The sequence below is a fragment of the Mycobacterium sp. genome (assembly GCF_044370595.1).
Lineage (GTDB): Bacteria > Actinomycetota > Actinomycetes > Mycobacteriales > Mycobacteriaceae > Mycobacterium.
In genome coordinates, this window is record NZ_JBILVF010000085.1 from 1 (window position 1) to 13883 (window position 13883).

Here is a 13883-nt window from a genome sequence, read left to right on the forward strand (position 1 = left end):
CGCCATCGTCAGGGTCCACCCGGTGTCGGTGAGATCGTCGATCAGCAGGATCGGACCCTCCACACCACCGAGATCGGGCACCTCCCACGAATCGTTGAGCGCGGCCACCCGATAGGCGGAGTTCACCGCGGTGACCTTTGGTCGGCCGGGCCGATAGCGCAGTGTGCCCAGGTTGGTCAGCCGACCCAATTCGGCGAGACCGTCGACCACCGAACCGATCAGGATCGGGTGGCTGTCCGAGTCAAGACCCATCACCGCAACCGGTCGCAGATCCCATCGCCAGGCCGCCAGCACGGCCACCGCAGCATCCAGCATATCGGCGGGTAGGGGTGCGTCAGGGGCGTCGAGCAGTCGACGAAGCCGAGTTCCCCAACCCAGGTCGGTGAGTCGTCCGATGACCCGCCCGGTGGCCGGTCCGTCGGTAATCCGTCCGCTCAGGTTGATTCCGAGTTTGGACATCCCAGCGGGCCATTGCCGGCGCGGACTGAGTTCCACGCCCGGCCGCTGCAGTCGCTGTTGCGCGATCTCGACCGCGGCGGATTCGACTTTCGGGTCATAACGATCACCGGAACAGTTGTCGCACCGGCCGCAGGCGGCACCGGTGACGAGTTCGGGATCGTCCAACTGGGCCCGCAGGAATGCCATCCGGCAGTCGCCGGTTGCCTGGTAGTCCAGCATCGCCTGTTGTTCCCGGCGGCGAGCCTCGTCGAGCTTTCGGTAGCGCTGCTCGTCGTAAACCCACGGCTGTCCCGTCCCGATCCAACCGCCCTTCACGCGGCGGACCGCCCCGTCGACGTCCAGCACCTTGAGCACCATCTCCAGCCGGGATCGGCTCAGATCGACCAGCGGCTCCAGCGCCGCGGTGGACTGCGCCCGTTCGGGCTCGAGGACCTCAATCACTCTGCGCACCATGGCTTCCGACGGGAAGGCCACCGATGCGAAGTAGCTCCAGATATCGCTGTCCTGCGGGCTGGGCAGCAGGACCACCTGGGCACTGGCGGTCGAACGCCCTGCGCGGCCGACTTGCTGGTAGTAGGCGATCGGCGAGGCCGGTGCGCCGAGGTGGATGACGAAGCCGAGGTCGGGTTTGTCGAATCCCATCCCCAGAGCCGAGGTCGCCACCAATGCCTTGACCCGGTTGGCGAGCAGATCGGATTCGAGTTGCTCCCGCTCGGCCGGATCCGTCGCACCGGTGTAGGCGGCGACGTCGTGGCCCAGGTCTTTGAGCAGGGTGGCCAAATCCTTGGCACCGGCGACGGTCAGCGTGTAGATGATTCCGGACCCTGGTAGTGAATTCAGTTGTGCGGCAATCCAGGCGACCCGCTCGGCGGCACCGGGGATCTGCACCACCGACAGGTGCAGCGACTCGCGGTCCAGGCCGCCGCGCAGTACCAGGGTGTCGGCACCGCCACTGAGGCTCGTCGTGTCCGCTTCGCCGACGCCGAGTTGCGCGGCCACATCCTCGACGACGCGGTCGTTGGCGGTCGCCGTCGTCGCCAACACGGGCGTATCGGCACCCAACTCGGCCACCAGGGTGCGGATGCGCCGGTAATCCGGCCGGAAGTCGTGGCCCCAGTCCGATACGCAGTGGGCTTCGTCGACCACCACCAGTCCGGCGTCGGCGGCCAGTGCCGGCAGCACGTTGTCGCGGAACTCCGGATTGTTCAGCCGTTCCGGACTCACCAGCAGCACGTCGAGGTCACCGTCCGCGACGCGCCGGTGGATCTCGTCCCACTCGGTGATATTGCCCGAGTTGATGGTCGCCGCCCGCACCCCGGCCCGTTGGGCGGCGGCGACCTGGTTGCGCATCAGCGCCAGCAGGGGCGAGACGATGACGGTGGCGCCGCGGCCCTGCTCGCGAAGGAGTGTGGCGGCGATGAAGTAGACCGCGGATTTACCCCATCCGGTGCGTTGTACGACCAGGGCCCGCCGGCGTTGCACGACGAGTGCCTCGATGGCGGTCCACTGGTCCTCGCGCAGCACTGCGTCAGGGCCGGCGAGTTGCTCCAGGATCGCCTGCGCGCGGTCGCGGGTCATCGGCCTATCGTGCCTGGTGCAGCCGACAGGACTAACCGGAAGCCTGGTCCTGTTCGCGTTTGGTCTGCTCGCGCTGAATCTCCAGGGCGATGTCGATGAGTTGGTCCTCCTGGCCGCCGATCAGCTTGCGCTGCCCGGCTCGGTGCAGCAACTGGTGGGCGGGGACGCCGTAGCGCTCGGACTGGCGGACGGCATGTTTGAGGAAGCTGGAGTACACCCCGGAGTAGCCCATGATGAGCGCGTTGCGGTCCAGCAGGCACTCGGCGGGCATGGCTTTGGCGACGACTTCCTCTGCGGCGTCGGCGATGTCGAAGAAGTCGATGCCGGTTTTGACACCGATCTTGTCGAAGACCCCGATCAGCGCCTCGACCGGGGCGTTGCCGGCACCGGCCCCGAATCGGCGGACGCTGCCGTCGATCTGCTTGGCCCCGGCCCGGACCGCTTCCACCGAGTTGGCAACGCCCAGTCCGAGGTTCTCGTGGCCGTGGAAGCCCACTTGTGCGTCGTCGCCGAGTTCGGCCACCAGCGCCGACACCCGGTCGGCGACGTCGCTGAGAACCAGCGCGCCGGCGGAGTCCACGACGTACACGCACTGACATCCGGCGTCGGCCATGATGCGGGCCTGTTTGGCCAGCTTTTCCGGCGGGATGGTGTGGGCCATCATCAGGAAACCCACCGTCTCCAGGCCGAGTTCGCGGGCCAGTCCGAAATGCTGAATGGACACGTCGGCTTCGGTGCAGTGGGTGGCGATCCGGCAGATCGACCCGCCGTTGCTCTGCGCCTCCCGGATGTCGTCCTTGGTGCCGACGCCGGGCAGCATCAGGAAGGCGATCTTGGCGTCCTTGGCGGTGTCGGCGGCGACCTTGATCAGTTCCTGCTCAGGGGTTTTGGAGAAGCCGTAGTTGAAGCTGGAACCGCCCAGGCCGTCACCGTGGGTGACCTCGATGACCGGAACCCCGGCGGCGTCGAGGGCCGCCACGATGGCAGCCACTTCTTCTGGGGTGAACTGGTGGCGTTTGTGATGGGATCCGTCGCGCAGGGAGGTGTCGGTGATCCGCACATCCCAGATACCCTCGCTCACCGCTGTCCTCCCGAGAGGGTCGCGCCCTGTTTGGCGATCTCTTCGCCCACCTTCGTCGCCGCTGCCGTCATGATGTCGAGGTTTCCCGCGTACGGCGGCAGGTAATCACCGGCCCCTTCGACTTCGATGAAGGTGGTCACCACATGCTGGCCACCGTTGACCACCGACGGCTCGTCGAACTGCGGATTGTTGAGCAGACGGTAGCCGGGCACGTAGGTCTGCACCTCGGCGACAACTTCATAGATGGATCGGGTGATCGCATCGTGGTCGGCTTCGGGGGGAATGGCGCAGAAAATGGTGTCGCGCATGATCATCGGCGGGTCGGCCGGGTTAAGGATGATGATGGCCTTGCCGCGGCGGGCACCGCCGATGGTCTGAACGCCTTGACTGGTGGTCTTGGTGAACTCGTCGATGTTGGCCCGGGTCCCGGGACCGGCCGACACCGATGCCACCGATGCCACGATCTCGGCGTAGGGCACGCCCCCCTGGTCGGCGACCGCACGGGAGACCGCGTAGACGATCGGGATGGTGGCCTGCCCGCCGCAGGTCACCATGTTGACGTTGGGCGCCTCGAGGTGGGCTGTGAGATTGGCCGGAGGCACCACCCCCGGCCCAACCGCGGCCGGGGTCAGGTCGATCGCGGTGATGCCGGCGGCGGCGTAGCGCGGTGCGGCCGCTTTGTGGACATAAGCCGAGGTGGCCTCGAAGACCATATCGGGCTTGTCAGGCTGGGCCAGCAGCCAGTCCACTCCCTGGTGGCTGGTCTCCAGGCCATGGCTGCGAGCATGCGCCAAACCATCACTGGCCGGGTCGATTCCGATCATCCAGCGCGGCTCCAGCCATTCTGAGCGCAGCAGTTTGAACATCAGGTCGGTACTGATATTTCCTGAGCCGACGATCGCGACGGACTTCTTGGCCATGGATCTCCTCGGCGCTACTCGAAGGACAACCGGACTGAACCCAGCCCGGCGAAGTCGGCGACGAACGCGTCGCCCGGACGTACGTCGATGGCGCGGGTGCAGCTTCCCGGCAGCACGATGTCGCCGGCTTTCAGCCGCACCCCGAAACTGTCGACCTTGCGCGCCAGCCAGGCCACCGCGGTCACCGGGTTGCCCAGCACCGCATCGCTGCGCCCCTCGGCGACCACCTCGCCGTTGCGGGTCAGCACCGCGTCGATGCCGGTGACGTCGACATCCTTGGGGGACACCCGTTCACGCCCGAGCACCCATCCCGCGGATGAGGCGTTGTCGGCGATGGTGTCGCACAGCGCGATCTTCCAGTCCGTGATCCGGGAATCGATCAGCTCGATCGCCGGGGCGTACGCGGCAGTCGCGGCCAGCACGTCGTCTTCGGTGCAGCCGGCGCCGGGCAGATCGTCGGCCAGGATGAAGCCGACCTCCACCTCCACCCGCGGGTACAGGTACTTAGAGGCGAGGACCGGGGTGTCCTCGAAGACCTCCATGTCGGCGAGCAGGTGGCCGTAGTCCGGTTCGTCGACACCCATCATCTCCTGCATGGCCTTCGACGACAGCCCGACCTTGTGGCCCACCACGGTGGCTCCTGCGGCAAGCCGCTCGCGGATGTTGATCAACTGGATCTCGTAGGCGTCCACGACGTCGATGCCGGGGTGGGCCGCTGTCAGCGGCAGCATCGGCTGTCGGGTCCGTTCGGCCTCGGCGAGGTCGGCGGCGAGTTCGGCACGGGTGGCGCTGCTGAGCATTCCCGGCATTCCCGGAGTTCCCCTCGTCGATGTCAGCGCAGATGGCTAGCGCCCGCACGGTCCAATTCTATAACGTGTTCTAGTATGACAGCCCAGGAGTTCGACGTCGTCGTCGTCGGTAGCGGTGCGGCCGGAATGGTCGCCGCACTTACCGCCGCCCACCAGGGACTTAAGGCGGTGGTTCTGGAAAAGGCCGCCCACTTCGGCGGCTCAACGGCCCGCTCCGGTGGCGGGGTGTGGATCCCCAACAACGAGATCCTCAAGCGCGACGGGGTCACCGACACCGCCGACGCCGCCCGCAGCTACCTGCACACCATCGTGGGCGACGTCGTCCCCCCCGAGAAGATCGACACCTACCTCCAGCACGGCCCGGAGATGCTGTCCTTCGTGCTCAAGCACACCCCGTTGAAGATGTGCTGGGTGCCGGGCTACTCCGACTACTACCCCGAACAACCCGGTGGGCGCCCCGCGGGCCGGTCCATCGAGCCGCAACCGTTCGACGCCAAGAGGCTCGGCCCGGACATGGCGGGGCTGGAGCCGGCGTACGGCAAGGTGCCGCTCAATGTGGTGGTCATGCAGCAGGACTACGTGCGCCTGAACCAGATGAAGCGTCATCCCCGCGGGATCCTGCGCAGCATCAAGGTCGGCGTCCGAACCGCCTGGGCCGGTATGCGCGGCAAGAACCTCGTCGGCATGGGCCGGGCGCTGATCGCCCCGCTGCGGATAGGTCTGCGCGACGCCGGGGTGCCGGTACTGCTCAACACCGCCCTGACCGACCTGTACGTCGAGGACGGAGTGGTGCAAGGGGTCTACGTGCGGGACATGACCGCACCCGAATCGGCCGAGCCGCGACTGATCCGGGCCAGGCGCGGTGTCATCCTCGGCAGCGGCGGGTTCGAGCACAACGAGTCGATGCGCCGCAAATACCAGCGGGAGCCGATCGGCACCGGGTGGACGGTCGGGGCGGCCGCCAACACCGGCGACGGGATCCTCGCGGCCGAGAAGCTGGGCGCGGCAATGGATTTGATGGAAGATGCGTGGTGGGGTCCGACAGTCCCGTTGGAGGGGGCACCGTGGTTCGCCCTGTCGGAACGCAATTCGCCGGGCTCAATGATCGTGAACATGGCCGGTGAGCGTTTCATGAACGAGTCGATGCCCTACGTCGAAGCCTGCCACCACATGTACGGCGGAGAATACGGCCAGGGGCCCGGCCCCGGGGAGAACGTGCCGGCCTGGCTGATTTTCGATCAGCGATACCGGGACCGCTACATCTTTGCCGGTTTGCAGCCCGGCCAGAGGATCCCGAAGAAGTGGATGGAGTCCGGCGTGATCGTCAAAGCGGAATCCATCGAGGTACTCGCCGCTGCGACGGGCATTCCAGCACAGGCACTTTCGTCGACGGTGGCACGGTTCAACGGCTTCGCCCGTTCCGGTGTGGATGAGGACTTCCACCGCGGCGACAGCGCCTACGACCGTTACTACGGCGACCCGACGAACAAGCCGAACCCCAACCTCGGGGAAATCAGCCACCCGCCGTACTACGCCGCCAAACTGGTACCGGGTGACCTTGGCACCAAGGGTGGGATCCGCACCGACGTCGACGGCCGAGCGTTACGCGACGACGGTTCGGTGATCGAGGGCCTCTATGCGGCGGGCAACGTCAGCGCACCGGTGATGGGCCACACCTATCCCGGCCCGGGCGGGACCATCGGCCCCGCAATGACGTTCGCTTACCTGGCGGCGCTGCACTTGGCCGGAAAGACCCAGCATGCCAATTGATCTCGAGGTCGCACTGGGGGCACAACTCGAGCCAGTGGAGTTCTCCTGGACCAGCAGCGACGTCCAGACCTACCACCTGGCGCTGGGTGCCGGCGCAAACCCTCTCGATCCTCGCGAGTTGCGGTACCTGACCGACGGCACCCCGCAGGTGCTGCCGACATTCAGCAGTGTGGCCGCCTCGTTCCATATGACCGAGCCGCCGACGGTTTCCTTCCCGGGTATCGACATCGAGTTGAGCCGGGTGCTGCACGCCAGCGAGTCGATGAGTGTTCCAGCCGCGCTGCCCCCGAGCGGTTCGGGCCGCGCCGTCACCCGCATCACCGACGTCTGGGATAAGGGTAAGGCGGCGGTCATCGTCAACGAGACGACCGTGACCGACCCCGGCGGTCGGACGCTGTGGAGCACCAAGCGGTCTATCTTCGCTCGCGGCGAAGGCGGTTTCGGTGGTGAGCGCGGCCCGTCGACGTCGGTCTCGGTCCCTGATCGCGCACCCGACCTCGAGGTCGACATCCCGGTGCTGCCGCAGCAGGCCCTGCTTTATCGGATGTGCGGCGACCGCAACCCACTGCACTCCGATCCCGGATTCGCCTCGGCCGCCGGGTTTCCCCGCCCGATCCTGCACGGACTGTGCACCTACGGCATGACCTGCAAGGCCTTGGTGGACACCGTGCTGGACGGGGAGGCCGTCCGGGTCGGGTCCTACGGGGCCCGCTTTGCCGGTGTGGTGTTCCCCGGCGAGACCATCCGGGCCAGTATGTGGCGGGACGGCGATCGCTACGTCGGCGTCGTGACCGCGCCGTCCCGTGAGAACGTCACCGTGCTCTCCGATGTGGAGCTGACCCCTGGCCCCTGACCCCGGGACCCTGACCCCTGGCCTCCGGCGTGAAGTTATCTTCACTAGTGCGGCCGTGTGTGAAGCTATCTTCACGCGCGACGGGCAAGAGCATCCCGGACGCGACGCAAAACGTCTTCAGGGGAGTCTTCCGCCGTAACCCGAATCACGATCCACCCGCGGCGGGCCAGCATCTCCGATCGGCGGACGTCGTAGGAGTACTGCGAGCGACTCGTCCGGTGGTGGTCGCCGTCGTACTCGACGGCGACCTTGAGTTCCGCCCAGCCCATATCCAGGTAGGCAATCGCCTTGCCCCATTCGTCATGGATCGGGATCTGCGTCTGCGGCCGCGGCAAGCCGGCCTGGATCAGAAGTGTCCGGAGCCAGGACTCCTTCGGGGATTGAGCGCCGGCGTCGGCCAGTTCAATCGCCCGTCGAGCGCGTCCGATTCCCCGGCGGCCGCGTGACCGGTCAGCAAGGATGCCCACGTCTGCGATCGTGAGTTCAGCGGCCCGGGCAAGGGCATCAATGGCTGCAACGGCGTGCATCAGCGGGTACCAGCATGCGAGGTCCAGTGCGGTCCGCGCCGGTGAGGTGACCGTGACTCCACGGACCACACAGATCTCAGCGTCTTCCAATCGGTCGGCACGTGGACAGAGGCCGGGCAGTCGGTGCCTGTTCTGGTGGTACAGGTCGATGGTTTGGCTGCGGTCGATCCACTTGCTGCCGTGCAACGCTGCTGCCCCGAAACCGCCGACAACGCCACGCCGGCCCGACCACAGCCACGCTGATTCGGCACGAATCTCGGCGCTGAGATCGGTGCCCGCCGGCACGTACACGTTCCGGAAGACTCTGGTGTGACCCCGTTGCAGCTCACCCCAAGTCATTCCCCGCGCTAACGCTTCACTGCCGATGAATGGCCCAGACATGTCGGCAGTGTGTGCCGTCGGACCGACAGTTCGACTGCTGTGAAGCCAACTTCACGGCCGGGCTGTGGAGTGAAGGCAGCTTCACACCCGGCTGGGGATAAACGGGGGACGACGGCAGGCCGTCAGCCGAGGATCAGCCCCGACGTGGGCACGCCGGTGCCGGCGGTGACGAGCACATGCTCGACGCCCTCGACCTGGTTCACCGAAGAGCCGCGCAACTGCCGGACCCCTTCGGCGATGCCGTTCATCCCGTGGATGTAGGCCTCGCCGAGTTGGCCGCCGTGGGTGTTGATCGGCAACCTGCCGCCGATCTCGATGGCGCCGTCGGCGATGAAGTCCTTGGCGTCGCCCTTGGCGCAGAAGCCGAGTTCCTCAAGCTGAATGAGGGTGAACGGGGTGAAGTGGTCGTAGAGGATCGCGGTCTGGATATCAGCCGGGATCAGACCGGACTGGGCCCACAACTGACGGCCGACCAGACCCATCTCCGGCAGCCCGTCGAGTTCAGGACGGTAGTAGCTGACCATGGAGTACTGGTCGGGGCTGGAGCCCTGCGCGGCCGCCTCGATGATGGCCGGGCGGTGCTTGAGGGCCTTGGCGCGTTCGGCCGATACCACCACGATGGCCACGCCGCCGTCGGTCTCCTGACAGCAGTCCAACAGCCGCAGCGGCTCGGCGATGAACCGCGAATTCTGGTGGTCCTCGATGGTGATCGGCTTGCCGTAGAAGTACGCCTTGGGGTTGTTGGCGGCGTGCCGGCGGTCGGCAACCGAAATGGCTCCGAAGTCGCGACTGGTCGCCCCGGATAAGTGCATGTAGCGGCGGGCGATCATGGCTACCTGGGCGGCCGGGGTGGACAGTCCGTGCGGGTAGGAGTAGGAGTTGTCGACGCTGGTGGAGTCCGCGCCCTGAATCAGCCGAAGCTGCACCTGGCCGAAGCGCATGCCGGAGCGTTCGTTGAAAGCCCGATACGCCACAACGCAATCCGCGACGCCGGTGGCCACGGCCATGGCGGCCTGCTGAATGGTGGCGCAGGCCGCGCCGCCGCCGTGGTGGATCTTGGAGAAGAATTTCAGCTCACCGATACCGGTGGCCCGTGCCACGGCGACCTCGGTGTTGGAGTCCATGGTGAACGTGACCATGCCGTCGACGTCGCCGGGGGTCAGGCCGGCGTCATCGAGGGCGTCGAGGACCGCCTCGGCGGCCAGGCGCAACTCGCTGCGCCCGGAGTCCTTGGAGAAGTCGGTGGCGCCGATGCCGGCGATCGCCGCCTTGCCGGAGAGGCCGCCGGTCATGCCGCACCCCCGATCGTCAGGGTCGCGGTGGCGACCACATGATCGCCGAGGCTGTTGCTGCCAACGACTTTCACCGTGATCAACCCGTCCTCGACGCCGGTGACCACACCGGAGAAGGTCACGGTGTCGTAGGCGTACCAGGGGACGCCGAGCCGCAAACCGATGGACTTGATCACCGCGGTGGGACCTGCCCAGTCAGTGAGGTAGCGCTGCACCAGACCGGTGTCGGTGAGGATGTTGACGAAGATGTCCTTGGAGCCCTTGGCTTGGGCCTTGTCCCGGTCGTGGTGGACGTCCTGGTAGTCGCGGGTGGCGATCGCCGTGGAGACGATGAAGGTCGGGTCGCCGTACAACGACAACTCGGGCAGCTTGGTGCCGACCGACGGCGCACTCACGCGGCCGGCTCCCAGGCGTACAGCGTCCAGGCAGGGCCGCTTTCCCCAGCCGGGACGTCGATATATGTTGCGCGAACAGGCATTCCGATCTCCACGGCGGCCGGGTCGACATTGCGAAGTTCGCCGAGCATCCGCACCCCCTCGTCGAGCTCTACCAGAGCGATAACGAAGGGCAGTGTCCGCCCGGGCACCTGCGGGGCATGGTGCACGACGTAGCTGAACACAGAACCCGTACCACTGGCCACCACGTAGTCGGTCGGCGCCGACTTGTCCTGCCAGACGGCAGGCACCGGGGGGTGCTGCAGGGTGCCGTCGGGCCGGCGCTGGATTCGCAGTTCGTGGGCGTTGACCCCGTCCCAGAAGAACTGAGTGTCCCCCGAGGCGGCCGGACGCATCATCTGTTCGGGGTCGAGGTCGGCGGGCACCGCCGTGAGCACCGCCGTGGCGTCTTGCGCCCGGGGCCGAAACTTCATGATCCGCCACATCATGTCGGCGATGGCCTCATCACCGACCGACCAGGTGATTTTCTGGGTGATGAAAAACCCCTCGCCCAGAGCGGTGCTCTTCGGACCGACGACGTCGGTCAGTTCCGCGGTGACGCTGACTTCCTCGCCGGGTCGCAGATAGCGGTGGTAGGTCTGCTCGCAGTTGGTGGCGACCACGCCGATGTAGCCCGCCTCGTCGAACAGTCCGAGGATCTTGCCCAACGGATCATCGTCGGCGCGTACGCCACCCAGACCGGCCATCGTCCATACCTGGATCATGGCCGGTGGTGCGACGACTCCGGGATGGCCGGCAGCCTTTGCCGCGGCCTCATCGGTGTAGATCGGGTTCTTGTCGCCGATGGCGTCCAGCCAATGGTCGACCATCGGTTGGTTGACAGCGTGGCGTCCCTTGCGGGGCTTGCTCTTTCCGGCCGACTTGATCCGCTCGGCTGCTTGCTGGATCTCCTCGACCGTCACCGAGGCACCCTCGGCACGCCGAGTCCCGAGGCCGCGACCTGCTCACGCATGACCTCGTTGATCCCGCCGCCGAAGGTGATCACCAGAGAGCGCTTGGTCTGCGAGTCAAGCCAGTTCAACAACTCGGCGGTCTCGTCCTCGGCGGGATTGCCGTACTTGCCGACGATCTCCTCGGCGAGACGGCCGATCCGCTGGATCCGCTCGGTGGAGAACACCTTGGTGGCCGCGGCATCGGCGATGTCGACGGTCTCACCGGCGGCGGCCACCTGCCAGTTGAACAACTCGTTGATTCGCCAGATCGCCTTGATCTCGCCCAGCGCCCGCCGGACGTCGTCGTGGTCGATCGGCGTCACACCGTCCCCGCCGGGTTTGGACGCCCAGGCATGCACGCGGTCATACAGTCCGGCGATCTTGCCGGCCGGGCCGAGCATGACGCGTTCGTGGTTGAGCTGGGTGGTGATGAGCCGCCAGCCGGCGTTCTCCGCCCCCACCAGCATGTCGGCCGGAACGCGGACGTCGTTGTAATAGGTGGCGTTGGTGTGATGGGCGCCGTCGGAGAGGATGATCGGCGTCCATGAGTAGCCCGGATCTGTCGTGTCGACGATCAGGATCGAAATCCCTTTGTGCTTGGCCGCTTCCGGATCGGTGCGGCAGGCCAGCCACACGTAGTCGGCGTCATGGCCGCCGGTGGTCCAGATCTTCTGGCCGTTGACGATGTATTCGTCGCCGTGTCGGACCGCGGAGGTTCGCAGCGATGCCAGGTCGGTGCCGGCCTCCGGCTCGGAGTAGCCGATCGCGAAGTGCACCTCGCCGGCCAGGATGGCGGGCAGGAACTTTTTCTTCTGCGCCTCCGTGCCGTACACCATCAGGGTCGGTCCGACGGTCTGCAGGGTGACGGCCGGCAGGGGCACGTCCGCGCGGGCCGCCTCGTTGACGAAGATCTGCTGCTCAATTGGACCGAAGCCCAGGCCGCCGTACTCCGTGGGCCAGCCGACACCCAGCTTGCCGTCCGAACCCATCCGCTTGATGACCGCCCGGTAGGCCTTGCCGTGCCGGTCGACCTCCATCTCCTTGGCCTCGTCGGAGGAGATGAGTGTGGCGAAGTACTGCCGCATCTCGCCCTGCAGGTGCCGTTGCTCGGGCGTGAGTTCGATATACATTGCGCTCCGCTCCAGTGTTTAGTGGCGGCCGGCCACGAGATCCAGACGATGGGCAGGCCCGCCAAGCAGGCGGGTCAGGTCCTTGATCGACGAGTAGTACCGGTGCATGGGATAGGTGACGTCCATACCCATCCCACCGTGCAGGTGGTGACAGGTCTGCATCGCCGGCGGCGCCTCCGCACTCAACCAGTAGGCCAGGACGTCGAGGTCCTCGTCGGCGTCACGGTCCTGCGAGAGCCGCCACACCACCGACGTCGACGCCAGTGTCAACGTTCGGGAGGCGATGTAGACGTCCGCGAGTTGCTGCGCCACCGCCTGGAAGGTCGCCAACGGGCGTCCGAATTGGTGCCGGTTGGTGACGTAATCGGCGGTCAAGCGCACCGCACCGGCGACCAGGCCTGCGGCGTAGGCACCGATACCGGCCAGGGTCAACTGGTTGAGACGGCGGACGCTCGCTCCGGCCAGGACGGCGTCGGTTCCGACCGCGACATCCCGGAACTCGACGGCGGCCTCTTCGGCCCCTGATGAGGTGGGGGTCGGTACCAGTCGGACACCGTCGGCCTTCGGGGAGACCACCACCACGCCGGCATCGGTACTGACCACCATCCAGTTTGCCTGCGCGGCATAGGGAACCGCGGTCTTGGTGCCGTTGAGTCTTCCGTCCCGCAGGGTGGTCATGGGCCGTTCGGGCAGTGGGTTCCCGGGCTCGTTGAGCGCGGCCGTCAGGATCGCGCCCTTGCCCACACCGTCGAGGAATCGGTCCTGCTGCGCTTCGGATGCCAGGTCCACCAGCGGAACTAGGCCCAGGCCGAGGGTCGCCAGCGCGGGAGAGATGAGTCCGTGCCGGCCGATCTCGGTAAGGGCCGAGGCGATCTCCGGCAGGCCGACACCGTCGCCGCCGAGGCGGTCCGGGACGCCGAGTGCGATCACGCTGCCGGATACCAAGGCTTCCCAGGTGTTCTCACGATCCAGGACCGCATTGACGACATCGGCGACAGCCTGTTGCTCAGGCTCCGGGGTGAAGTCCACCGGGGTCTCCCTTCCAGGCGTGCGCTCGTACTAGACGGTGGAGCCGGTGTAGTCGACCTGCCAGTGTTTGATGCCGTTGAGCCAGCCCGACCGCAGCCGCTCGGGCGTGCCGATGGAAGACAGATCGGGCATGTTGTCGGCGATCGCGTTGAACATCAGGTCGATGGTCATCCGGGCCAGATTGGCGCCGATGCAGTAGTGCACCCCGGTGCCGCCGAACCCGACGTGCGGGTTGGGGTCGCGCAGGATATTGAAAGTGTGAGGTGTGTCGAACACCTCGTCGTCGAAGTTGGCCGAGCGGTAGAACATCACCACCCGCTGGCCCTTCTTGATCGCGACACCCCCCAGTTCGGTGTCCGTGACGGCGGTGCGCTGGAAAGCCGTGACCGGCGTCGCCCAGCGGACGATCTCGTCGGCCGCGGTCGCCGGGCGGTCCCGCTTGTACAACTCCCACTGATCGGGGTTGTCGAGGAAGGCGATCATGCCGTGGGTGATCGAGTTGCGGGTTGTCTCACTGCCCGCCACGGCGAGCATCAGCACGAAGAACCCGAACTCGTCGTCGGAGAGTTTCTCGCCGGCGATGTCGGCGTTGATCAACGCGGTGACGATGTCGTCGCCGGGCTCCTTGGCCTTGATCCCGGCCAACTGCATGGCGTACATGAGCACC

The 13883-nt window shown here is 66.6% G+C and carries 13 protein-coding genes; 2 read left to right on the forward strand and 11 right to left on the reverse strand.

Annotated elements, in window-relative coordinates; all coding sequences use genetic code 11:
- From ADBZ5N_RS11990 to ADBZ5N_RS12005, 4 genes are all read right to left on the reverse strand, one after another.
- A partial coding sequence (locus ADBZ5N_RS11990; protein ID WP_526257705.1) for a RecQ family ATP-dependent DNA helicase occupies positions 1 to 2037 on the reverse strand: 2037 nt, incomplete at its 3' end.
- 31 nt (positions 2038 to 2068) lie between these two features.
- Complete coding sequence (gene dmpG, locus ADBZ5N_RS11995; protein ID WP_526257706.1) at positions 2069 to 3118, reverse strand: 4-hydroxy-2-oxovalerate aldolase; 1050 nt, start codon at positions 3116 to 3118, stop codon at positions 2069 to 2071.
- Positions 3115 to 4038 (reverse strand): acetaldehyde dehydrogenase (acetylating), encoded by a 924-nt coding sequence (locus ADBZ5N_RS12000; RefSeq protein WP_526257707.1) that lies wholly within the window; start codon positions 4036 to 4038, stop codon positions 3115 to 3117. The genes dmpG and ADBZ5N_RS12000 overlap by 4 nt, the downstream gene beginning before the upstream one ends.
- Positions 4039 to 4052: 14 nt before the next feature.
- Positions 4053 to 4838 carry a 2-keto-4-pentenoate hydratase gene (locus tag ADBZ5N_RS12005; protein ID WP_526257708.1) on the reverse strand — a complete coding sequence of 262 codons (786 nt, stop codon included), beginning with the start codon at positions 4836 to 4838 and terminating at the stop codon, positions 4053 to 4055.
- Between the two features lie 84 nt (positions 4839 to 4922).
- On the opposite strand from ADBZ5N_RS12005, the gene kstD reads away from it, so the two are divergent.
- Together kstD and chsH3 are read left to right on the forward strand one after the other, a co-directional pair.
- Positions 4923 to 6617, forward strand: coding sequence for a 3-oxosteroid 1-dehydrogenase (kstD, locus tag ADBZ5N_RS12010; RefSeq protein ID WP_526257709.1), 1695 nt, complete (start codon positions 4923 to 4925; stop codon positions 6615 to 6617).
- Positions 6607 to 7470, forward strand: coding sequence for an enoyl-CoA hydratase ChsH3 (gene chsH3 / locus ADBZ5N_RS12015; protein ID WP_526257710.1), 864 nt, complete (start codon positions 6607 to 6609; stop codon positions 7468 to 7470). The genes kstD and chsH3 overlap by 11 nt, the downstream gene beginning before the upstream one ends.
- 71 nt (positions 7471 to 7541) lie before the next feature.
- Here chsH3 and ADBZ5N_RS12020 read toward each other — a convergent pair whose 3' ends face one another.
- From ADBZ5N_RS12020 to ADBZ5N_RS12050, 7 genes are all read right to left on the reverse strand, one after another.
- The gene (locus ADBZ5N_RS12020) at positions 7542 to 8378 is read right to left on the reverse strand and encodes an endonuclease domain-containing protein (RefSeq protein WP_526257711.1); all 837 of its coding nucleotides are present in this window, start codon (positions 8376 to 8378) and stop codon (positions 7542 to 7544) included.
- Positions 8379 to 8500: 122 nt separating this feature from the next.
- Complete coding sequence (ltp2, locus tag ADBZ5N_RS12025; protein ID WP_526257712.1) at positions 8501 to 9670, reverse strand: 17-hydroxy-3-oxo-4-pregnene-20-carboxyl-CoA lyase; 1170 nt, start codon at positions 9668 to 9670, stop codon at positions 8501 to 8503.
- Positions 9667 to 10065: a MaoC family dehydratase gene (locus ADBZ5N_RS12030; protein WP_526257713.1), complete on the reverse strand. Its 399-nt coding sequence runs from the start codon at positions 10063 to 10065 to the stop codon at positions 9667 to 9669. Before ADBZ5N_RS12030 ends, ltp2 begins: the two co-directional genes overlap by 4 nt.
- Complete coding sequence (locus ADBZ5N_RS12035) at positions 10062 to 11027, reverse strand: OB-fold domain-containing protein (RefSeq protein ID WP_526257714.1); 966 nt, start codon at positions 11025 to 11027, stop codon at positions 10062 to 10064. Before ADBZ5N_RS12035 ends, ADBZ5N_RS12030 begins: the two co-directional genes overlap by 4 nt.
- On the reverse strand, positions 11024 to 12187 hold the full coding sequence (fadE29, locus tag ADBZ5N_RS12040) for an acyl-CoA dehydrogenase FadE29 (protein ID WP_526257715.1): 1164 nt from the start codon (positions 12185 to 12187) through the stop codon (positions 11024 to 11026). Before fadE29 ends, ADBZ5N_RS12035 begins: the two co-directional genes overlap by 4 nt.
- 18 nt (positions 12188 to 12205) lie before the next feature.
- Positions 12206 to 13216: an acyl-CoA dehydrogenase family protein gene (locus ADBZ5N_RS12045; RefSeq protein ID WP_526257716.1), complete on the reverse strand. Its 1011-nt coding sequence runs from the start codon at positions 13214 to 13216 to the stop codon at positions 12206 to 12208.
- 30 nt (positions 13217 to 13246) lie between these two features.
- Positions 13247 to 13883: cytochrome P450 (locus ADBZ5N_RS12050; RefSeq protein ID WP_526257717.1), on the reverse strand; the 637-nt coding region annotated here is incomplete at its 5' end.